Here is an 18,934-nt window from a genome sequence, read left to right on the forward strand (position 1 = left end):
GTTCGCTTTTCGTTTCTTTTGCGTAAACACAAATGGTTAACGCTTCCCCACCGGAGCCCTCGTGACGAGCCGAAACAGCCCAGAAATTAACCGCCGGTTAACCATGCCGGCCGATGGTCTTTATCTAGAACAGGCCGGCTCGCCGCCGTGCCGAAATTCAGGTCGTCGAAATTGATTCGTTTCGAAAATGTCGGCCTCCGCTATGGCATGGGTCCGGAAATCCTCCGCGACATCTCCCTGCACATACCGGAGCGCTCCTTCCAGTTCCTGAGCGGGCCTTCGGGCGCCGGCAAGACGACCTTGCTGCGCCTGCTGTTCATGTCGCTGAAGCCGACGCGCGGGCTGATCACCATCTTTGGCAAGGACCGTTCGCGCATCTCGCGCACCGAATTGCCGCATCTGCGCCGCCGCATCGGCGTGGTGTTCCAGGATTTTCGCCTGCTCGACCACATGACCACCTACGAGAACGTCGCGCTGCCGCTGCGCGTGCGCGGGCGCGAGGAGGCGAGCTACCGCACCGATGTCACCGAGTTGTTGAAGTGGGTCGGGCTGGGCGAGCGCATGCACGTGCTGCCGCCGGTTCTGTCCGGCGGCGAGAAGCAGCGCGCGGCGATCGCGCGGGCGCTGATCGAGCAGCCGGAAATCCTGCTCGCCGACGAACCGACCGGCAATGTCGATCCGCCGCTGGCGCGACGCCTGCTGCGGCTGTTCATCGAGCTCAACCGGCTCGGCACCGCGGTGGTGATCGCCACCCACGACCTTGGCCTGATGGAACAGGTCGACGCGCGCCGCATGATCCTGGCCGGCGGAAGGCTGGACATCTATGACTGAACTGTCCGCCGAACATTTTGTGGAACGGGAGCAGGACGCCGAGGCGACCGAGGCAAAGCCCCGCGCCCAGCGCAGGATGGCGCCGATCGTGCCGGCGCAGAACATCGCTGGCCGGGCACTGGTCCTGGTCATCGCCATCATGACCTTCCTGTCCTGCCTGACTTTCGGCGCGGTGACGCTGGTGCGCGACACAGCGTCCGTCTGGGAGAACCAGATTTCGCGCGAGGCGACCATCCAGATCAAGCCGGTCGACGGGCTCGACATGGAAGCAGCCCTTACCCAGGCCTCCCAGATCGCCGGTGAATTCCCTGGCGTCAAGACGACCCGGATCATCGACCGCGAGGCGACCGCGAGGCTCCTTGAGCCCTGGCTGGGCTCGGGGCTCAACATCGACGAATTACCCGTGCCGCGCCTGATTATCGTCACCATCGACGAGAACAGCCCGCCCGATTTCGCCGCCATGCGCGCCGCGATCACGCCGAAACTGCCGAGCGCATCGCTCGACGATCACCGCACCTGGGTCGACCGGCTGGTGGCGATGGCCCGCACGACGGTGACCATCGGCATTGCCGTGCTGGCGCTGATGCTGTCGGCGACCGTGCTGACCGTGGTGTTCGCGACGCGCGGAGCCATGGCCGGCAACGGTCACATCATCGAGGTGCTGCATTTCGTCGGCGCCGAGGCACGCTTCATCGCGCGCGAATTCCGCCGGCATTTCCTGGTCACCGGCATGAAGGGAGCAGCGGCTGGCGGTGCCGCCGCAGTGCTCGTGTTCATCGTCTTTTCCTGGTGGTCGTCGCGCAATATGGCGACGCCGCAGGCCGACCAGGCGACCGCCCTGTTCGGCAATTTCGCCATCGGTTCGGCAGGCTATCTCGGTGTCGTGTTGATGGTGCTGGTGATCGGCGGACTGACGGCTGCCACGTCCCACGCCACCGTGGTTGCCTATCTCAGCGACATCGATGTCCGCCAACCGGATGCAGGCTAATTCATGTCGCCCAAAAGTGGGAACCGGTTTTGGGACAACGCCATGGATAAAACAGGGTGATCACGGATGGAGAATTCACGTAACGCAAAGTGCGTCTTTTACCTACCCAAAGCCGCATTTCAGGATTAACCATATGGCGATGGACGCGCGGGATTCGACCGGTACGGCTGGGCAGATGCCAGTGGTGGTTGCCCGTTCGCATGACCGCCGCGCTGTGAGCCGTCTAAGAGCCGCGTTGCGCCTCTCGGCTCTGTCTCTGCTCATCCTCGCTACGTTGTTTGCCGGCGGTTTCGGCTGGTTCGCCAACAAGGTAAGCCATCTGACGACGCCCGCCAATCCGGCCAGGGCGGACGCGATCATTGTCTTGACCGGCGGCCAATCCCGCCTCGATGCGGCGATGGATCTGCTGGCGTCCGGCAAGGGCGAACGGCTGCTGATCAGCGGCGTGCACCCTTCGGCCAGCCGTCGCCAGCTGCAGGCAGCGACCGGCGGCGACAAGAAGCTGTTTTCCTGTTGCGTCGACATCGACCGCGCCGCGCTCGATACGATCGGCAATGCGGAGGAAAGCGCCAAATGGGTCGAGAGCCACGCCTATGGCACGGTGATCCTCGTCACCAACAATTATCACATGCCCCGCAGCCTGCTGGAAATGGGCAGGCTGCTGCATGGCGCCAAGCTCGAGCCCTATCCGGTGGTCAATTCCAACCTCGACAATGGCGGCTGGCTGACCAAGCCGCGGGCATTGCGCGTGCTGTTCACCGAATACAACAAATATCTGCTGGCGCTGGCGCGCGGCATCGTGCCGGTCAAGCCGACGCCTAACGGCATCGCACTGGCCGAAACCGCGGCCGGCGGCTGATTATTCCCCTGCGGCCGCGCCCGAATTTCCCCTGAGCCGTGCGATCTCCTGCTCAAGGCGTTCGATACGCTTGTCCCGCTCTTCGAGTGCCGCCGCCACGTCGGCCGCCTCGAACCGTTGCGGGATATGCTGCGGGCAATTGGCATCCCAGGCCGAGACCGTGAACAGGATGACCTGCTCGGGGCGCGCCTTGTAGTCTTGCGGCATCAGTTTCGCCATCAACTCGGCGTCACTCTCGACGACCCGCGCCGTGCCCCAGATCTTGATGCGCTGGCGGTGCATATAGTCGATCAGGAACAGGAACGCCCTTGGATTGTCGGCCAGATTGCCCTGCGTGATGAACTGCCGGTTGCCGGCAAAATCCGCGAAGCCGATCGTGTGTTCATCCAGCACCTTGAGGAAGCCGGCGGGTCCGCCGCGATGCTGGATGTAGGGCTGGCCATCGCCATTGGCCGTCGACAGGAAAACGCTGGTCTGCATCTCGATGAAGGCGGCAAGGTCAGGGGTGATGACAGCTTGCCAGCCGCCACGCTCCTCGACGCGGGCATAGGACTGACGCGAGCCCTTGCGTGCCTGGATCGCCTTGACGGTCGGCGTGAAGGCGACGTCGCTGGTGAAAGCATGCGCGTTCATCGAAAGCCTCCTGGAATTGCTCTAAAGCCCGAGTTCCGACAGTGTTGGGTGATCGTCCGGCCGCCGGCCGAGCGGCCAGTGATATTTGCGGTCAGCCTCGCCGATCGGCAGGTCGTTGATGCTGGCGATGCGCAGGCGCATCAGTCCATGTTCGTCGAATTCCCAGTTCTCGTTGCCGTAGCTGCGGAACCATGAACCGCTGTCGTCGTGCCATTCATAGGCGAAGCGCACGGCGATGCGGTTGCCGTGGAAGGCCCAGACCTCCTTGATCAGACGATAGTCAAGCTCGCGGCTCCATTTGCGTGTCAGGAACGCCTGGATGGCATCGCGCCCTTGCAGGAATTCGGCCCGGTTGCGCCAGCGACTGTCCATTGTGTAGGCAAGCGCGACCCGTGCCGGATCACGGGAGTTCCAGGCGTCCTCGGCCATGCGCGCCTTTTGCGCTGATGTCTCTGCGGTGAAGGGCGGCAGTGGCGGCCGGGCTTCGGACATGGCAACTCCTTTGCGAGGCCATGCTGCAGGCAGGCCGATACCCAATATAAAGCCTTCCATCCTTCCAATGCAGATGGCATATTTGCAACTCATCCTTCCATTTTCCGGAAGAAGTTATGGATCGTCTCGAAGCCATGTCGCTCTTTGTCGCCGCGGTGGAGGCCGGCAGCCTTTCCGCGGCCAGCCGCCGTTTCGGCATTCCGCTGGCGACGGTCAGCCGCAAGATTTCCGATCTCGAGCGCCATCTGAACACACGTCTCCTGAATCGCTCGACGCGACGGCTGACACCGACCGATGCCGGCCAGACCTATCTTGCCGCCTGCCGCCGCATCCTCGACGACGTCGGCGAGGCCGAACGCACGGCAGCCGGCGAATACAGTGCTCCGACCGGCGAACTGGCCATCACCGCGCCGGTCGTCTTTGGCCGCCTGCACGTGCTGCCGGTCGTCACCGGCTTTCTCGCAGCCTATCCCGACGTGGACATCCGCCTGATATTGGCAGACCGCATAACCCAGCTGGTCGAGGACCATTTCGACCTCGCCATCCGCATCGGCCGGTTGCCCGATTCGAGCCTGGTCGCCATGGGCGTCGGCGCGATCCGCCGCGTCGTTTGCGCCAGCCCCGCCTATCTGGCTGAACACGGCACGCCGATCACCCCGGAAGATCTGGAAACACACGATTGCATCACCTTTGAGGGACTTGCTTCCGCCGCCACCTGGAGCTTCATCAAGGGCAAGGCAGAAATCCCGGTTCAGGTCCATTCACGGCTTCAGGTCAACACCGCCGAAGCGGCCATCGATGCGGCGATTGCCGGCGTCGGGCTCACAAAAGTGCTCTCCTACCAGATCGAGGCCGCGCTGCGGTCCGGCATGCTGCGCGTCCTGCTGGAGGAGTTCGAGCCAAATCCATGGCCGGTAAGCCTGGTGCATGCGGGCCATGGCCTGCTGCCGGTGAAGCTGCGTGCCTTCCTCGATTTTGCCGGCCCGCGCCTGAAGGAGCGGCTGGCGCGGCTGAAGTAGCGGAACCGGGTCTCCCCAATCGGCGACCGCTTTCTTCGTCGGTCAAGGCGCCCTGCGGCCATTTCCTTTTTCCCCGCGCTTGGTGTAACCAACGCTCACCTCCTCACCGGGCCTCCCCCATGCTCTATGCCAGATCGCTGACGTTCAATTTCGTCTTCTACGTCAACCTGATCGTCCAGATGATCCTCTGGACCCCCTATTATTTCCTGTCGCCCCGTCACCGCGCCTGGTTCGTGCCGAAATTCTGGTCGCGCACCTCGATGTGGCTCTTCGACAAGATCGCTGGAACGAAGAGCGACATCACTGGCCAGGAAAACCTGCCAGCAGGCTCGTTCATCCTGGCGCCCAAGCACCAGTCGTTCTGGGACGCGATCGCCTTCTTCCCCTTCCTCCAGGACCCGCTCTACATCTTGAAACGAGAGCTGACCTGGATCCCGTTCTTCGGCTGGTACATCATGAAGATGCGGATGATCCCGGTTCACCGCGGCAGCCGCTCGAAGGCGCTGAAGGCCGTGGTCGCCGCGACCAAGGAGGAGATGGCGCGCAACCCTCGCCAGCTGATCATCTATCCCGAGGGCACACGCCGGGCACCGGGCGACGAACCGGCCTACAAATACGGCATCGTCGAAATCTATGCGCAGCTTGGCGTTCCGGTGGTGCCGGTTGCCCATGTCGCCGGCCTGTACTGGCCGCGCCGGAAATTCCTGCGCTACCCCGGCACCATCAAGGCACGCTTCCTGCCGCCGATCCCGCCCGGCTTGAGCAAGGACGAATTCATGGCCCGGCTGATCGGCGAGACCGAGGCTGCCTGCGACCAATTCCTGATTGATGTGGCGCGCGGTCCGAGCCCGCCTGCCTTGCCTCCGACAGCGGTGAAAAGGCTGCAAGAGCTGGACGCGGCTGAAAGAACCAAAGCCTGAATCGGAAGTCTCCGGCCGACAGTTCTCAACCGAACACGGCCGGCGTGGTGGTCAACACCAGCGTCGCGGCAAAGACCAGATTGATGATCCGCGAGGCCGCCGGCCGGCGCAGGAAGCGCGCGAACGATGCTCCCACGACAAGCCACAGAGCATGGATGGCAACGATCATCAGGGCGAGAGCCGTCAGCTTCAGCCATGGACCAAGCTCAGTGGCGCCCTGTTTGGACGAAGCACCGGCGAACACGGCGGCGATCGCCACATAGGCCTTTGGATTGGCGACCGCGAGAAGGAATCCAGCCAGCCATGTTGGACACGAAGCCTCGGCGCCGCGTGCTGCCATGGGCGGCGCCGTGGCGATCTTGAAGGCGAGATAGAGGATGTAGGCCGCGGAAGCGAAAGCCAGCAACGGCGCCAGCCTCGGCATCGCGGTGAGCACCGCCACGACCCCGGTCGCGACAACCAGAAGCACGGCGATCGTGCCCAGTATGATTCCCCAGGCATAACCCAGCGAGCGGCGCAAACCGAAGGCAGCGCCATCGGCGGTAACGCTTATCGTCGCCGGTCCCGGGCTGCCCATGATCACCAGGGCGGCAAGCATCAGCGCGAGAAGTTGTCCCCAAAAATCCGGCTGCGAAAGAAGCGGCTCAGCCATTTTATCCTCTGTCCTGCCTTGCGCGAGGAGACGGTATGGCAGGACCAGAGGGGCGTCTTGGACGTTCGTGCGAGGCGTGGCGCCTGAAGCTTCAGCCGCTCGCTCTGTCGAGTTCGGCCATGTCGTCGGCGGTCAGTTTCAGCGACGCTGCCCTGATCAGGCTGTCCATCTGTTCAGGCTTGGTGGCGCTGGCGATCGGCGCGGTGACGCCCGGCCGAGCGATAACCCAGGCAAGCGCCACTTCCGCCTGCTTGGCCGAATGCCTTGATGAAACCGCGTCGAGTGCCGCAAGGATGCGCATGCCGCGCGCATTGAGATAGTCCTTCACCCCGCCGCCACGCGGGCTTTGACCGAGATCGGCTTCGCTGCGGTATTTGCCGCTGAGGAAACCCTTGGCCAGGCTGAAATAGGTGATGACGCCGATGTCCTCGGCCACGGATAGATCGCGCAACGGCCCATCGAAGGACGAGCGATCGTAAAGATTGTATTCCGGCTGCAGCACCTCGTAGCGCGGCAGGCTGCGCAAGCTCGCCACATCGAGTGCGGCACGCAACTGGCCGGCGTCGAGATTCGAACAGCCGGCATAGCGGATTTTGCCCTTGGCGAGCAGCTTCTCGTAGGCGCCAAGCGTTTCTTCATAGGGCGTTGCAGGGTCCGGCCAATGCGACAGATAGAGATCGATAAACTCGGTCTGCAGCCGCTTCAGCGATGCATCGACGGCCTTTTCGATGTATGCGGCGGACAGGTCCTTGTGCCCCTGCCCCATATCCGAACCGACCTTGGTGATCACCACGACCTTGTCGCGATTGCCACGGTCTTTCATCCATTTGCCGATGATGTTTTCCGATTCACCGCCTTTGTGGCCGGGAACCCAGCGCGAATAGGCATCCGCCGTATCGATGGCGTTGAGGCCGGCGCCGACGAAGCGGTCGAGCAGGTCGAACGAGGTTTTCTCGTCGGCGGTCCAGCCGAAGACGTTGCCGCCCAGAACCAGCGGCGCGATGGACAGGTCGGTGCGACCGAGACGACGTTTCTGCAAGGCGTATCTCCGGGATGATTGGGGCGGGCAAATGGCGCCCGCGGGCTGAGAGTCGGAGCCTAACCTAGGTCTTGCCTGAACGAGGTCAAAGGCCTGGCCGCCTTTTTCCGCAGAGCCAGCTTCACAAAGGCGCGACCTGCCTGGCGACATCCTCCAGCCAGTGGTCGCGGATGCCCAACGCCTCGAGATGCTCAAGCGTGCTCAGCACATAGTCCTCGTTGTTGCCGGACTGGCCGACCGCGCCGCGCACCACGGCCGCCGCATCCGCCGCGTCGAGCGCTCCGGCATATTGCTCGTGGTGGCGGTCGACAATGTAGACCACCGCGTCGACCGTACCGCCCCCGTCGAGGCGAATCTTGAGCATGCGCTCCAGATAGACATTGGTGACCAGTTCGCGCTCGCGAAGATAGGCCATGACCTCGTCGTGCAAGTCGCCGGGAACGCGGAATGCGAGGCCGACGCAGGACCCGCCACGGTCGAGGCCGAGCACCAGCCCCGGCCGCTCGCGCGTTCCGCGATGCACGAAGGAATAGACGCAGAGCGAGCGCCGGTAGCCATGCAGGCGGGCACGCTGTGTTTCGACATGCGCGAATCCCGGCCGCCAGATCAGCGAGCCATAGCCAAACACCCAAAAATCGCCCATATCGCCGCGCCTGATTGCAAAAGATGCCAACACCGAACCGGACCGGTGTTTTTTCCGCCCGTCCCGTCTAACTATTCGTCTGTCTACCTGGCGGAATCGCCTACCCGTCCGCAACACCCATGCGTTAACGAGAGCCAAAGCATGACGTCAAGTGACGAACGCCAGCCGAACAAACGTCGCCGTGTGGTCTGGCTTGCAGCATTCATCGTCGTGCTGTTCGCCCTCTACAGCGGCGGCTGGTTCTATCTGGCTGACCGCGTCAGGAGCGAAGCCGACAAGGCGGTTGCCACGCTCAACAAGAATGGCGTCGAGGCCGGCTGCGGCAATCTCCAGGTCAGCGGCTATCCCTTGAGCTTTACCGTCTCCTGCGACAACCTCGCCTATGAGGACGATGCCAAGAACATTGCGGCTTCAGCCGGCAGTTTCAACGCAGCCGCCCAGATCATCCAGCCTCTGTCGCCGGTTGCCAATCTGCGCGGCCCGCTCAGGACCTCCGTTCCGGACATGGTGCCGCTGTGGATAGACTGGGACAATCTGCAGGCCAATTTCAAATTGTGGTGGCCGCTGCCGCAGCGGATTTCGCTGGAGGCAGAGGGCCTTTCCGGCCAGACCGACCCGGCCGACGACACCGATCCGGTGCAACTGTTCAGCGCCGGCAAGGCATCGGGTCAGTTGCAGCCCAACGGTGAGGATATCGACTATCTCGGCAGTTTCGGCGATCTCGAGATCGACCCCGACGCAATTGGCGGGCGCGTGCTTCCGGCGCTCGATGCCAGTGGCGACGTCACGCTGAAGAACGGTGTCGCGTTGATCGGCACGCAGGTGAAGAGCCTTCGTGGCCAGGCGATCGAAATCCGCAACCTCGACCTGTCGTCGGGGACGGCGCGCGTCACCGTTTCGGGACCGCTCTCGGTCGATGCCGAGGGCCTGATCAACGCCGATCTGATGATCAGGCTGAAGGACCCGAAGGCGGTGGCGGCCATTCTCGGCGCCGCCATACCCGAGCAGAAAAGCCAGATCGAGCAGGGCTTTGCTGCCCTGGCGGTGCTCGGCAACGAACCGTCGATGCCGCTGAAGGTGGTCAGGGGCAAGGCCTCGCTCGGCTTCATTCCGCTGGGCAAGATCAAGCCGGTGGAATAGCGCTGCGATGGCAAGACCCGTGAAGCTGCTGAGCGTTGGCGCTTTGACGCTGGACACCATCCTGCGCGTCGAGACGCTGCCCGTGCATCAAGGCAAGTTCATTGCCTCCGACGGCGTCCAGATCGCCTCGGGCATGGCCACGAGTGCTGCCTGCGCCGCGCATCGCCTGGGGGCCGAGGTATCGCTGTGGGCGAGCGCGGGTGACGATGCCGTCGCCGACCAGCTCATCGCCGGCATCGAGGCCGAAGGCGTCGATTGCACCTTTGTGCGCCGCGTCAGAGGCGCCCGCTCGGCGCTGGCCTCGATCCTGGTCGACGCGTATGGCGAGCGCATCATCGTGCCGTTCTATGACGGGCTTGCCCAGGCCGATCCCGAAGCCTTGCCGGTCGCCGACCTCACGGCATTCGACGCCGTACTGGTCGATGTCCGCTGGCCAGGTGCGGCAGCCCTTGCCCTGAGAGCGGCGCGCGCCCTCGGCCGGCCGGCAATCCTCGATGCCGATACTGCACCGTTGCAGATCCTGGAACAGCTGTTGCCGCTCGCCACGCACATCGTCGCTTCGGAAACGGCGGCGCGCATTGTCTGCGGCCAGGCGCTCGATCCAGAAACGGCTTGCGCCGATCTCGCCAGCCGCACCGACGCTTTTGTCGCAGTGACAGGCGGCGCGGCGGGCAGTTGGTGGCACGACCGTCGCGCAGGCTGCGTGCGCCATGTCGCGGCACCGAAGATCAAGGCGATCGACACATTGGCCGCCGGCGATGTCTTTCACGGCGCCTTCGCCGTCGGGCTGGCGGAAGCCATGCCGGTCGAGCAGGCTTTGCGCTTTGCCAGTGCGGCCGCCGCGCTCAAATGCCTGCGCTTCGGCGGCAGGCTTGGTGCGCCGAACCGGGCCGAGACGCTGGCCATGGTTGCGCAGACCTGGCCAGCCTGAAACTGACTTAGCCCTTCGCGGGATGCTCGACGGCCTGGCGACCGAAATCGGGCACGTCGATGTCCTGGCCGGCCTCGATGATCGAGCGGCGCACAGCGCGGGTGCGGGTGAACAGGTCGAAGAGTTTTTCGCCGTCCCCCCAGCGGATCGCGCGTTGCAGGGACGCCAGATCTTCCGAGAACCGCGCCAGCATTTCGAGGATGGCGTCCTTGTTGTGCAGGCACACATCCCGCCACATGGTCGGATCGGAAGCGGCAAGACGCGTGAAGTCGCGGAAGCCGGAAGCCGAATATTTGATCACTTCGGACTTGGTCACCGACTGCAGATCGTCGGCGGTGCCGACGATGTTGTAGGCGATGATGTGCGGCAGGTGCGAGACGATGGCCAGCGTCATGTCGTGATGCTGCGGGTCCATGGTATCGATGTTGGCGCCGCAGCGGCGCCAGAACTCCGACAGCCGCTCCAGCGCGTCCGCGTCGGTATCGGGCAGCGGCGTGAAGATGCACCAGCGATTGTCGAACAGGTCGGCGAAGCCGGCGTCGGGGCCGGATTTTTCCGTGCCCGCCAGCGGGTGGCCGGGAATGAAATGGACGCCTTCAGGGACATAAGGCTGCATCTGCGCGATGACAGACGCCTTGGTCGAGCCGACATCGGTGAGGATCGCGCCCTTCTTCAGCGCCGGCGCGATTTCCTCGGCCACCGCGCCGGATGAGCCGACCGGCACCGAAATGACGACTAGGTCGGCATCGCGGACCGCCTCTTTCGCATCGGTGGTATAGCTATCGCCGAGCCCGAGTTCCTCGGCTCGCGCCAGCGTCGCCGCACTGCGCGTTGATATGGCCACGTGACGGGCCAGCCCCTCGCGGCGGATGACGCGGGCCAGCGACGAGCCGATCAGGCCGATGCCGACCAGCGCGATCTTTTCAAACATCGGTGATGTCATGGCGTTCTAGCTTTTCAGAAATGTCGTGAGAGCGGCGACAACGCCGCGATTGGCTTCTTCGGTGCCGACGGTCATGCGCAACGCGTTGGGAAAGCCATAGCCCGAAACGCGCCGCAATATATAGCCGCGCGCCGTCAGATAGTCGTCCGCCGCCGCCGCCGAATGCTTCTGATCGTCAGGAAAATGAACGAGGACGAAATTGCCGACGCTCGGCGTTACCCGCAGCCCGAGCTTTGTGAATTCCTCGCTCAGCCAGGCCAGCCAGGTCTCGTTGTGCGCCACGCTGCGCTCGACATGGGCGCGGTCGCGGATGGCTGCGATACCGGCCTCGATCGCCGTCGCATTGACGTTGAAGGGACCCCGCACGCGGTTGATGGCGTCGACGATATGCATCGGCGCATACATCCAGCCGATCCGCGCTCCGCCGAGGCCGATCTTGGAGAAGGTACGGGTCATCACCACGTTCTGGGCAGCACCGACCAGCTCGATGCCGGCCTCATAGTCGTTGCGGCGGACATATTCGGCATAGGCCGCGTCTAGCACCAGAAGCACGTGCCTGGGCAGGCCGGCATGCAGGCGGCGCACCTCCTGGAAAGGCACATAGGTGCCGGTCGGATTGTTGGGATTGGCCAGGAACACGATCTTGGTGCGCGGCGTGACGGCTGCGAGGATGGCGTCGATATCGGCGCGCTCGTCTCTTTCCTTGATCGTCACCGGAACGGCACCTGCCGACTGGATGTAGATCTTGTAGACCATGAAGGCGTGTTCGGTGATGACAGCCTCGTCGCCGGGCGCCAGATAAGTCTGCGCCAGCAGGCCGAGGATCTCGTCGGAGCCGTTGGAGCAAATGATGTTCTGCGGGTTGAGACCATGCACCTCGGCGATCGCTTCGCGCAGCCGCCTGGCGGTGCCATCTGGATAGACGTCGAGCTTTCCGGCAATCTCGCGCGCGGCTTCGATCGCTTTCGGCGAGGGCCCTAGCGGATTCTCGTTCGAGGACAGCTTGTGAACCTTGGCGACGCCCGCGGGCGCCGTGCTCTTGCCCGGCACATAGGCGTCTATGTCCATGATGCCCGCGCGCGGGGTTGGACGTGCCTGGTCCGGTGTCTGGCTCATGTCGCAAAATCCGTCGAGAACGCTTCCTGAGGGAAGCCGCAGCGGAAATACAAGCCGTGGCCTGCAATGTCGAGAGGCGACAGCCACCGCCCAAGGCTGGCCGTTGACGCCGGCGCGCCACAGCCCTAGAAGGGGAGCGGACTTCCGTGGTGATTTGGCCGGTCGGCTTGCAGCCACGTTAAACAACTTGCTAAAGGGCCGTTTGCATCCTGTAACCGGCTTTGCAACCGCAATGCCGGTTTTTTGTTGTCCGCGCCGGCCGGACACCCGGATCGGCATCGACTTTCGACAAGCGCGATGCGTGGGCTCAAAGTGTGAGATGGATGTCATGGCCGTTCTGCGTGCCCGCAAAACCAACAACGAGGTCGACCAACCGTCGAGCCCGGTTTTGCGTTTTGGATCCGACAAGCCGCTCAAGCTGGACGCCGGCACGCTGCTGTCACCGTTCCAGATCGCCTACCAGACCTACGGCACGCTGAACGATGCCCGCTCCAACGCCATCCTCGTCTGCCATGCACTGACCGGAGACCAGCACGTCGCCAGCACCAATCCGGTGACCGGCAAGCCTGGCTGGTGGGAAGTGTTGATCGGCCCCGGCAAGATCATCGACACCAATCGCTTCTTCGTCATCTGCTCCAACGTCATCGGTGGTTGCCTTGGGTCCACCGGTCCGGCCTCGACCAATCCCGCCACCGACAAGCCCTATGGGCTTGACCTGCCCATTATCACCATCCGCGACATGGTGCGGGCGCAGCAGATGCTGATTGACCATTTCGGCATCGAAAAGCTGTTCTGCGTGCTCGGCGGCTCTATGGGCGGCATGCAGGTGCTGGAATGGGCATCGAGCTATCCGGAGCGCGTCTTCTCGGCGCTGCCGATCGCCACCGGCGCGCGCCATTCTTCGCAGAACATCGCCTTTCATGAGGTCGGCCGGCAGGCTGTCATGGCCGATCCGGACTGGCATGGCGGCAAATATTTCGAGCACGGCAAACGCCCGGAAAAGGGCTTGGCGGTGGCACGCATGGCCGCCCACATCACCTATCTGTCGGAAGCCGCGCTGCACCGGAAATTCGGCCGCAATTTGCAGGATCGCGAAGCGCTGACCTTCGGCTTCGACGCCGACTTCCAGATCGAAAGCTATCTGCGCCATCAGGGCATGACCTTCGTCGATCGCTTCGACGCCAACTCCTACCTCTACATGACGCGGTCGATGGACTATTTCGACCTTGCCGCCGACCATGGCGGCCGGTTGGCCGATGCCTTCGCCGGAACGAAAACCCGCTTCTGCCTGGTGTCTTTCACCTCGGACTGGCTGTTTCCGACCGAGGAGAGCCGCTCGATCGTGCATGCGCTCAACGCCGCCGGCGCATCGGTATCCTTCGTCGAGATCGAAACCGACCGCGGCCACGACGCATTCCTGCTCGACGAGCCGGAACTGTTTGCCGCCATAAACGGCTTCATCGGCTCGGCGGCCCGGGCGAGAGGGCTCAGCGCATGACCCCGAAAAATTGCAGGCTTTTCGGATCGAGATCATGCGCCAGGCAGGAGGCGAAGCCATGAGCGTCAACCGCGACCAGCGCGTCGACCTAGAAGTCGTCGCCAACCTCATCCCGCCACAGTCGCGCGTGCTCGATGTCGGTTCGGGCGACGGCTCGCTGCTCGAATTGCTGCAGGACACCAAGCAGGTCGACGGCCGTGGACTTGAGCTGTCGCAGCGCGGCGTCAATGAATGCGTGGCGCGAGGCCTCTCGGTCATCCAGGGCGATGCCGACAAGGATCTCGAATTCTATCCCGACAAGGGCTTTGACTTCGTCGTCCTGTCGCAGACCCTGCAGGCCACCCGCAACCCGAAGCTGGTGCTCGACGAACTGCTCAGGATCGGCAACCGCGCCATCGTGTCCTTCCCCAATTTCGGCCACTGGCGGGTGCGCCTGTCGCTGTTCATCCAGGGCCGCATGCCGGTGACCAAGGACCTGCCCTATTCCTGGTACGACACGCCCAACATCCATTTCTGCACCATCCGCGACTTCGTCAATCTGTGCGACGAGCTCGGCGCGACCGTCGAGAAGGCAACCGCTCTCGACGCCGCCGGCCAGAAGATCGGCCTGTCGATGCCGTGGTGGTTCTGGAACTTCTTCGGCCAGCAGGCAGTGTTCTTGCTGAAACGGTAATATTGATCGCCATGTATCTCTTTCGTAGGCGCCCTCTGCCAGTTGAAATCCCACCGGACATGCGGGCTGGGTTGAAAGCCGGAATTCTCATCTGCACCTCACCGCGCAGTGGCAGCAACCACCTAGCCGGATTGATGGCAGCCACCGGGCTTGGCAACCCACTCGAGTGGTTCGGGGGCCGTCGTGTTCTAGAAATGCCGAACTATCCCCGCGACCCCCGTGCCCAGGTTTTGCACGCACTGAAGGACGGGCGGTCTCCCTCCGGGATTTACGCGGTCAAACTGTTTGCCAGCCAGTTTTCACAGGTTGCCAAAACCGTGGATCTCCCCGCAAGCCTTCCAAAGCTGCGCTATATGCGGTTGACGCGTGGGGACCTCGTTGGTCAAGCAGTTTCGTGGACCCGCGCTCGTCAGAGTGGTCGGTTCCGCTCTACCGAGGCCGATCAGAAGAGACCAGGCTACGACGGCAAAGCAATCGCGGACTCGCTTGAAAAAATCATCCTGGAAAATCTGGCCTGGGATGTCTGGTTTGCAAAAAACGGATTGTCCTTCCTATCACTGACATACGAAGAACTCCTTGAACATCCACGGACCTGCCTTGAAAGGGCTGCATCTCTGGTCGACGCCAAGCTTGTCTTGAAACCCGGGTCTGATCTCGATTCGGGCCTCGATATTCAACGAGACACCATCAATGAGGAGTGGAGAGAGCGGTTCTTGGCGGAATATTCTGACACGTCGAACTTCCATGCCAACAATTGCCGTCGCGGTTTTCTTAAAAAGAGGAGCTCAAGGTTCTCGATCTGATCGAACGGCATTGTACGAGAACACGAAGCATCCAGGGGCGCCAGAGATGCGATGTTATTGATCAAAGCGCATCGCCGTCCATGGCGATCACGAGCACAAATTCTTATTGCACGCTGGTTTGACAGCCCGCCGAGAGCGTTATAGCCACATCGGCACTAATAACTTGATCGGTTCAGATATGGCTCAAGAGCGTCCAACGTATTCACTCGTCGTCGAAATGGAGAATGCAAAATCGATCGACTGGGACGAGATCGGCGTTGGGATGAAGGCCTTGGCTCGGGAAATCACATCGGTTTCAGCAACCGGTTTAGTGCGACCAAGGATCGTTATTTCTCACGGGGGAGCAGAGTCGGACGAGGATGCGTTGCGTCGTGAGATTTCGAATGAGGCCCCGCAGCTCGGTCAGGTTGCCGAACTCGTCTTCACGGCTTTCCCTGGCGGCCGATATTACGACCTGAAGAACAACGGCATGCTGGCATCGGACGGAGATATCGTCATCTTTATGGATTCCGACGTGGTCGCGGAACCAGGATGGCTACCAGGACTGCTTGAGCCCTTTGAAAACTCTGAAGTTATCTGCGCAAACGGATATACATACCTCTCATACGACGATTTCTTTTCAAGAACGTTTGCGTTGATCTGGTTTTTCCCGATGGCCCGTGGAGACGGGCGATTTGCCTCGAAGCGAGCGATCAACGCTAACAATGTAGCGTTTCGACGCGAGTGGATCGTCAGCCATCCTTTTCCAAAACATAACGGCTTCAAGGTTTCCTGCACTTTGCTGATGCGCGAACTGCTGCGGGAGGGCCACAAAATTCATAATGTCGACGCACGCGTTTATCACTATTCGCCGCGGGGCTGGCGGTTCTTTTACTGGCGCGCCCTGGTTACAGGTCGCGACGCCGACCGGAAGTTCGTTGCGCTCAATTCGCCGAGCCGCGCGCGACGGATAGTCAAGTCTTTCAGCCGGTGGCTCACCATGTCATGGCGCACGACACGACGGATCGTAGGCCATGCCCGGGAAACGGGGATGCCGCTTTGGCAGGTTCCCTTTTCTCTGATTGTCGGTCAGGCATTTTATGGTTTGGCGTTTTGGGGCCAGTTCAGTTTTGCGACTGGCATGGTTCGTGACAAAATTGAAACTGTGCCCGACTATGTTGGGCACAGCTAGACGCTTTACCGCCATTCCTTGAACCGCGGTTCAGCGTCCAATTGATCCTTGACCCGTCGATTGTTCCAGAACATCCGTGGCCTTGTGCGGATGTTCGACGCCGTCGACGAACACGACATCCGCCTCCGAATTGTCCGTGCGCAGCGCCAGTATCGCCCGGTAGGCGGGCGAATTGTACCAGCCACGCACATGCTGCCTGTCGGGAATTCTATGATGATCAGATGGCCAGGCCAGTCGTTCTCGATCACCTCCACATCGCCGCCATGAACCAGAAAACGGCCGCCGAAAGGTTCCAGCGTGGCATCGATCTTGTGCAGATATTCGACGATCTGCGGACCCATTGCGGCTTGGCGCATATGGGCGACGGCGTAAGCGGCCATGACTGGACTCCCTTGTCATCGAAGCCGAGTTGCCGGCCTCGCATGGGCAATCTGACCAAACGCCGAGCGCTAAGCGATTACGTCTGAGGTAATGAGATGTATGCTACCTGTCATGATGGGTTGCTTCCATGGTGATTCGCAATGCTATGTGCGGCGGTGCTGTTGCAATTGGAACGCTAGCAGCGGGGATTCGTTGTCTCGCGCGGATTGAGTACCGGCACGGTGGGTGACAGGGGCAGTCGTTTTTTGTAGCGTCGCGCCGACTGTGATGCGGTGTAGAGGAAGGGAAGTCCAATCCATTCGACCGTTCTGAAAATCGAAAAGTCCTGGACAGACGCGCAACCCTGCGCAGGAAACAGCTGACAGACATGGCCGGGATCCAACCGACACCTCTCATCACGGTCATTACGCCGACCCACAACCGACGCGAAACGGTGTTGCGCGCCGTGGAAAGCGTACTCTCCCAGAGCATGTCGAGGCTTGAGCACATTGTCGTCGACGATGGTTCGACCGATGGAACCGAAGCGGCGCTGGCCCGTATCCAGGACCCGCGGCTGATCTATGTCGGGGCGAAATGGCGAGGCGCCAACGCAGCCAGGAATGCCGGCATCGAGCGCGCGCGGGCACCGTTGGTGACGTTCCTCGATTCCGACGACATCTACATGCCGCACCGGCTTGAACGAACCCTGACCTGGTTCGATGAGAATCCTGCGCTGCAAGTGCTGATCAGTTCGTTCGTGTCCCTGAAAGGCAATCGCATCACAAACTGCGTCAACCCCGAGGCGTTCGTGAGCCCCGCAATGCTGGAGCGGACGCTGGTTGGGCAGACCATCTTCATTGCCGGCTCCGCGATCACCGCTCGCCGCGAGGCCATGCTGGCCATCGGCGGCTACGACAGCGACATCACCCGCATGCAGGATCGCGAATTGCTGCTGCGCCTTGCCCGGCGCTTCGGTGCGCAGTTGTCCAGGGATCTGGACTGGACGAAATACAATTCGGAGAACTCGATTTCCGGCCGCCGTGACGGCTATGTCGAGGCCTATGCGAACCTGATGGGCAAACATCCGCATATTGCCCATGCCTACCCGCACATTCCGCCTTACATGATCTCGCGGCAGCTCATCGCCGACATCCTGCGAGGCAGGATACCGGAGGCATTTCAGGGCTACATGGCCAACCGTTCATCCAAAACGCTTGGCTATTCGCTGCCGGAATTGATGCAAGGCTATGTCCATGGCCGGCGCTGGCGCCGCGATCTCTCCAACGAGTTTCGCAATCAATTTGGTGCCCGGCCCGCTTAAACCGATAGGGATTCCGGGAAATTGTGGAATGGTTTTTCCTCCGGATCGCGTTAACCCCTCTGTCGAGAGCTCAACGGTCAAGTTCGGGAAAATACGGATCCGATAGAAACCGCCTGTCCCGTTCGCCTTGCAGGCAGTCTATCGGCGTCGCCGCGTCGACGCGGACACTTCTCACCTCGTCCTGAATGCCGCTCACTTCCAGGAGCAGCTTCCGCCGGATGGCTGTCGAAAACTCGGCGGCGGCATAGATAGGCAGCACGAAGGAACCGGGTCCGCCGATCACGCACTGCGCATAATACTGGTCGAGATGGCTGAAGGTGGGCGACGGGCTGATCAGGATCGGCAGGCCGTTGACGATGATGCCTTTGGCAGTCGCCGCATCACGCGTCGCGGTGACCGGCGGCCCGATATTGTTCGGTCCGTCGCCCGAAATGTCGATGACGCTGCGTTCGCCCTGGAAAGACGTGCGGTCGAAAAGCTCGGTGCCGAAGGCCAGCGCGCCGGAAATCGAAGTGCCGCGAAAGCTGCGGAACGGACGAGCCGCGACCTTGTCGGCAAAGCTGTTCGCGCTCTCGGCACTATCGATAATCTGCCAGCCGATGACCGCGTCGTCGCGCACCGTGCCGGCCCATTCGAAATAGGTCAGCGCTATGCGGCCCTTGGCGCCGGCGCGGACAGCCTTGATGAAGTCGGGATGCCGCAGCGCCTCGACATAACCGGCCCGCTGCAGGGCGAACTCCTTCTCGTCCATCGACAGCGAGATGTCGACCGCCAGCACCAGCTCGACGTCGACGGCGAGCGCATCCGGCGGCGAGGCGGCCGGGGCAGCCTGGGCGCAGGCAAGACAGGCAAGCAGGCGCAGAGCATCAAGCATGGCCGTCGCCAAGATTGTTTCTCCCGAG

Annotated in this window: 20 protein-coding genes, 1 pseudogene and 1 riboswitch; of the genes and pseudogenes, 12 read left to right on the top strand and 9 right to left on the bottom strand. The window is 62.2% G+C overall.

Annotated elements, in window-relative coordinates:
• The first annotated feature begins 171 nt into the window (after positions 1 to 171).
• From ftsE to NKJ11_RS22855, 3 genes are all read left to right on the top strand, one after another.
• Complete coding sequence (gene ftsE, locus NKJ11_RS22845) at positions 172 to 831, top strand: cell division ATP-binding protein FtsE (RefSeq protein WP_010911739.1); 660 nt, start codon at positions 172 to 174, stop codon at positions 829 to 831.
• The gene (locus NKJ11_RS22850) at positions 824 to 1,819 is read left to right on the top strand and encodes a cell division protein FtsX (protein WP_027038121.1); all 996 of its coding nucleotides are present in this window, start codon (positions 824 to 826) and stop codon (positions 1,817 to 1,819) included. The genes ftsE and NKJ11_RS22850 overlap by 8 nt, the downstream gene beginning before the upstream one ends.
• Before the next feature lie 133 nt (positions 1,820 to 1,952).
• Positions 1,953 to 2,678, top strand: a complete 726-nt coding sequence (locus NKJ11_RS22855) for a YdcF family protein (RefSeq protein WP_128304658.1) — start codon at positions 1,953 to 1,955, stop codon at positions 2,676 to 2,678.
• On the opposite strand, the gene NKJ11_RS22860 is transcribed toward NKJ11_RS22855, so the two are convergent.
• Positions 2,679 to 3,311 carry a pyridoxamine 5'-phosphate oxidase family protein gene (locus NKJ11_RS22860; RefSeq protein WP_352612748.1) on the bottom strand — a complete coding sequence of 211 codons (633 nt, stop codon included), beginning with the start codon at positions 3,309 to 3,311 and terminating at the stop codon, positions 2,679 to 2,681. It abuts the gene before it with no gap.
• A 21-nt stretch (positions 3,312 to 3,332) separates the two neighbouring features.
• Entirely contained in the window at positions 3,333 to 3,803 is a 471-nt protein-coding gene (locus tag NKJ11_RS22865; protein WP_352631955.1) for a nuclear transport factor 2 family protein, read from the bottom strand.
• 116 nt (positions 3,804 to 3,919) lie between these two features.
• Here NKJ11_RS22865 and NKJ11_RS22870 point away from each other — a divergent pair, with 116 nt between their 5' ends.
• Together NKJ11_RS22870 and NKJ11_RS22875 are read left to right on the top strand one after the other, a co-directional pair.
• A complete protein-coding gene (locus NKJ11_RS22870; RefSeq protein ID WP_352723182.1) occupies positions 3,920 to 4,822 on the top strand; it encodes a LysR family transcriptional regulator in 903 nt (300 codons plus the stop codon).
• A 119-nt stretch (positions 4,823 to 4,941) separates the two neighbouring features.
• A complete protein-coding gene (locus NKJ11_RS22875; protein ID WP_023811098.1) occupies positions 4,942 to 5,742 on the top strand; it encodes a lysophospholipid acyltransferase family protein in 801 nt (266 codons plus the stop codon).
• A 25-nt stretch (positions 5,743 to 5,767) separates the two neighbouring features.
• Here the strand turns inward: NKJ11_RS22875 and NKJ11_RS22880 are convergent, their stop codons facing one another.
• From NKJ11_RS22880 to NKJ11_RS22890, 3 genes are all read right to left on the bottom strand, one after another.
• Entirely contained in the window at positions 5,768 to 6,394 is a 627-nt protein-coding gene (locus NKJ11_RS22880; RefSeq protein WP_352723184.1) for a LysE family translocator, read from the bottom strand.
• Between the two features lie 91 nt (positions 6,395 to 6,485).
• Positions 6,486 to 7,433, bottom strand: a complete 948-nt coding sequence (locus NKJ11_RS22885; RefSeq protein WP_352723186.1) for an aldo/keto reductase — start codon at positions 7,431 to 7,433, stop codon at positions 6,486 to 6,488.
• Positions 7,434 to 7,554: 121 nt separating this feature from the next.
• On the bottom strand, positions 7,555 to 8,076 hold the full coding sequence (locus NKJ11_RS22890; RefSeq protein ID WP_127295979.1) for a gamma-glutamylcyclotransferase: 522 nt from the start codon (positions 8,074 to 8,076) through the stop codon (positions 7,555 to 7,557).
• A gap of 141 nt (positions 8,077 to 8,217) precedes the next feature.
• Here NKJ11_RS22890 and NKJ11_RS22895 point away from each other — a divergent pair, with 141 nt between their 5' ends.
• Positions 8,218 to 9,216, top strand: a complete 999-nt coding sequence (locus tag NKJ11_RS22895) for a DUF2125 domain-containing protein (protein ID WP_023811094.1) — start codon at positions 8,218 to 8,220, stop codon at positions 9,214 to 9,216.
• Positions 9,217 to 9,223: 7 nt separating this feature from the next.
• Positions 9,224 to 10,147 carry a sugar kinase gene (locus NKJ11_RS22900; RefSeq protein ID WP_023811093.1) on the top strand — a complete coding sequence of 308 codons (924 nt, stop codon included), beginning with the start codon at positions 9,224 to 9,226 and terminating at the stop codon, positions 10,145 to 10,147.
• Positions 10,148 to 10,154: 7 nt separating this feature from the next.
• Here the strand turns inward: NKJ11_RS22900 and NKJ11_RS22905 are convergent, their stop codons facing one another.
• Positions 10,155 to 11,090, bottom strand: a complete 936-nt coding sequence (locus NKJ11_RS22905; RefSeq protein ID WP_023811092.1) for a prephenate/arogenate dehydrogenase family protein — start codon at positions 11,088 to 11,090, stop codon at positions 10,155 to 10,157.
• Positions 11,091 to 11,096: 6 nt separating this feature from the next.
• Positions 11,097 to 12,206, bottom strand: coding sequence for a histidinol-phosphate transaminase (gene hisC, locus NKJ11_RS22910; protein WP_023811091.1), 1,110 nt, complete (start codon positions 12,204 to 12,206; stop codon positions 11,097 to 11,099).
• A gap of 136 nt (positions 12,207 to 12,342) precedes the next feature.
• A riboswitch (SAM riboswitch) is annotated at positions 12,343 to 12,420 on the top strand.
• A 114-nt stretch (positions 12,421 to 12,534) separates the two neighbouring features.
• Here hisC and metX point away from each other — a divergent pair.
• The 4 genes from metX (at position 12,535) to NKJ11_RS22930 (ending at position 16,351) form a co-directional block, all read left to right on the top strand.
• Complete coding sequence (gene metX / locus NKJ11_RS22915; RefSeq protein ID WP_023811090.1) at positions 12,535 to 13,704, top strand: homoserine O-acetyltransferase MetX; 1,170 nt, start codon at positions 12,535 to 12,537, stop codon at positions 13,702 to 13,704.
• Positions 13,705 to 13,762: 58 nt separating this feature from the next.
• Positions 13,763 to 14,377 (top strand): methionine biosynthesis protein MetW, encoded by a 615-nt coding sequence (gene metW / locus NKJ11_RS22920; RefSeq protein WP_023811089.1) that lies wholly within the window; start codon positions 13,763 to 13,765, stop codon positions 14,375 to 14,377.
• The gene (locus NKJ11_RS22925) at positions 14,326 to 15,180 is read left to right on the top strand and encodes a Stf0 family sulfotransferase (RefSeq protein WP_352794302.1); all 855 of its coding nucleotides are present in this window, start codon (positions 14,326 to 14,328) and stop codon (positions 15,178 to 15,180) included. Before metW ends, NKJ11_RS22925 begins: the two co-directional genes overlap by 52 nt.
• Before the next feature lie 163 nt (positions 15,181 to 15,343).
• The gene (locus tag NKJ11_RS22930; RefSeq protein ID WP_245273210.1) at positions 15,344 to 16,351 is read left to right on the top strand and encodes a glycosyltransferase family 2 protein; all 1,008 of its coding nucleotides are present in this window, start codon (positions 15,344 to 15,346) and stop codon (positions 16,349 to 16,351) included.
• Positions 16,352 to 16,381: 30 nt separating this feature from the next.
• On the opposite strand, the pseudogene NKJ11_RS22935 reads toward NKJ11_RS22930, so the two are convergent.
• Positions 16,382 to 16,731, bottom strand: a pseudogene (locus tag NKJ11_RS22935) (DUF1330 domain-containing protein).
• 368 nt (positions 16,732 to 17,099) lie between these two features.
• Between NKJ11_RS22935 and NKJ11_RS22940 the strand changes: the two are divergent.
• Entirely contained in the window at positions 17,100 to 18,032 is a 933-nt protein-coding gene (locus NKJ11_RS22940) for a glycosyltransferase family 2 protein (protein ID WP_352631941.1), read from the top strand.
• A gap of 70 nt (positions 18,033 to 18,102) precedes the next feature.
• On the opposite strand, the gene NKJ11_RS22945 is transcribed toward NKJ11_RS22940, so the two are convergent.
• The gene (locus tag NKJ11_RS22945; protein WP_352631939.1) at positions 18,103 to 18,906 is read right to left on the bottom strand and encodes a DUF1194 domain-containing protein; all 804 of its coding nucleotides are present in this window, start codon (positions 18,904 to 18,906) and stop codon (positions 18,103 to 18,105) included.
• Between the last annotated feature and the right edge of the window lie 28 nt (positions 18,907 to 18,934).

The sequence above is a fragment of the Mesorhizobium sp. M0243 genome, from assembly GCF_040321775.1.
GTDB lineage: Bacteria > Pseudomonadota > Alphaproteobacteria > Rhizobiales > Rhizobiaceae > Mesorhizobium.

Excerpts from the sequence above, each read along its gene's own strand:
- NKJ11_RS22850 (WP_027038121.1), top strand. The coding sequence starts at position 824 with ATGACTGAACTGTCCGCCGAACATTTTGTGGAACGGGAGCAGGACGCC.
- NKJ11_RS22855 (WP_128304658.1), top strand. The coding sequence starts at position 1,953 with ATGGCGATGGACGCGCGGGATTCGACCGGTACGGCTGGGCAGATGCCA.
- NKJ11_RS22860 (WP_352612748.1), bottom strand. The coding sequence starts at position 3,311 with ATGAACGCGCATGCTTTCACCAGCGACGTCGCCTTCACGCCGACCGTC.
- NKJ11_RS22865 (WP_352631955.1), bottom strand. The coding sequence starts at position 3,803 with ATGTCCGAAGCCCGGCCGCCACTGCCGCCCTTCACCGCAGAGACATCA.
- NKJ11_RS22870 (WP_352723182.1), top strand. The coding sequence starts at position 3,920 with ATGGATCGTCTCGAAGCCATGTCGCTCTTTGTCGCCGCGGTGGAGGCC.
- NKJ11_RS22875 (WP_023811098.1), top strand. The coding sequence starts at position 4,942 with ATGCTCTATGCCAGATCGCTGACGTTCAATTTCGTCTTCTACGTCAAC.
- NKJ11_RS22880 (WP_352723184.1), bottom strand. The coding sequence starts at position 6,394 with ATGGCTGAGCCGCTTCTTTCGCAGCCGGATTTTTGGGGACAACTTCTC.
- NKJ11_RS22890 (WP_127295979.1), bottom strand. The coding sequence starts at position 8,076 with ATGGGCGATTTTTGGGTGTTTGGCTATGGCTCGCTGATCTGGCGGCCG.
- NKJ11_RS22895 (WP_023811094.1), top strand. The coding sequence starts at position 8,218 with ATGACGTCAAGTGACGAACGCCAGCCGAACAAACGTCGCCGTGTGGTC.
- NKJ11_RS22900 (WP_023811093.1), top strand. The coding sequence starts at position 9,224 with ATGGCAAGACCCGTGAAGCTGCTGAGCGTTGGCGCTTTGACGCTGGAC.
- NKJ11_RS22905 (WP_023811092.1), bottom strand. The coding sequence starts at position 11,090 with ATGACATCACCGATGTTTGAAAAGATCGCGCTGGTCGGCATCGGCCTG.
- hisC (WP_023811091.1), bottom strand. The coding sequence starts at position 12,206 with ATGAGCCAGACACCGGACCAGGCACGTCCAACCCCGCGCGCGGGCATC.
- metX (WP_023811090.1), top strand. The coding sequence starts at position 12,535 with ATGGCCGTTCTGCGTGCCCGCAAAACCAACAACGAGGTCGACCAACCG.
- metW (WP_023811089.1), top strand. The coding sequence starts at position 13,763 with ATGAGCGTCAACCGCGACCAGCGCGTCGACCTAGAAGTCGTCGCCAAC.
- NKJ11_RS22940 (WP_352631941.1), top strand. The coding sequence starts at position 17,100 with ATGGCCGGGATCCAACCGACACCTCTCATCACGGTCATTACGCCGACC.
- NKJ11_RS22945 (WP_352631939.1), bottom strand. The coding sequence starts at position 18,906 with ATGCTTGATGCTCTGCGCCTGCTTGCCTGTCTTGCCTGCGCCCAGGCT.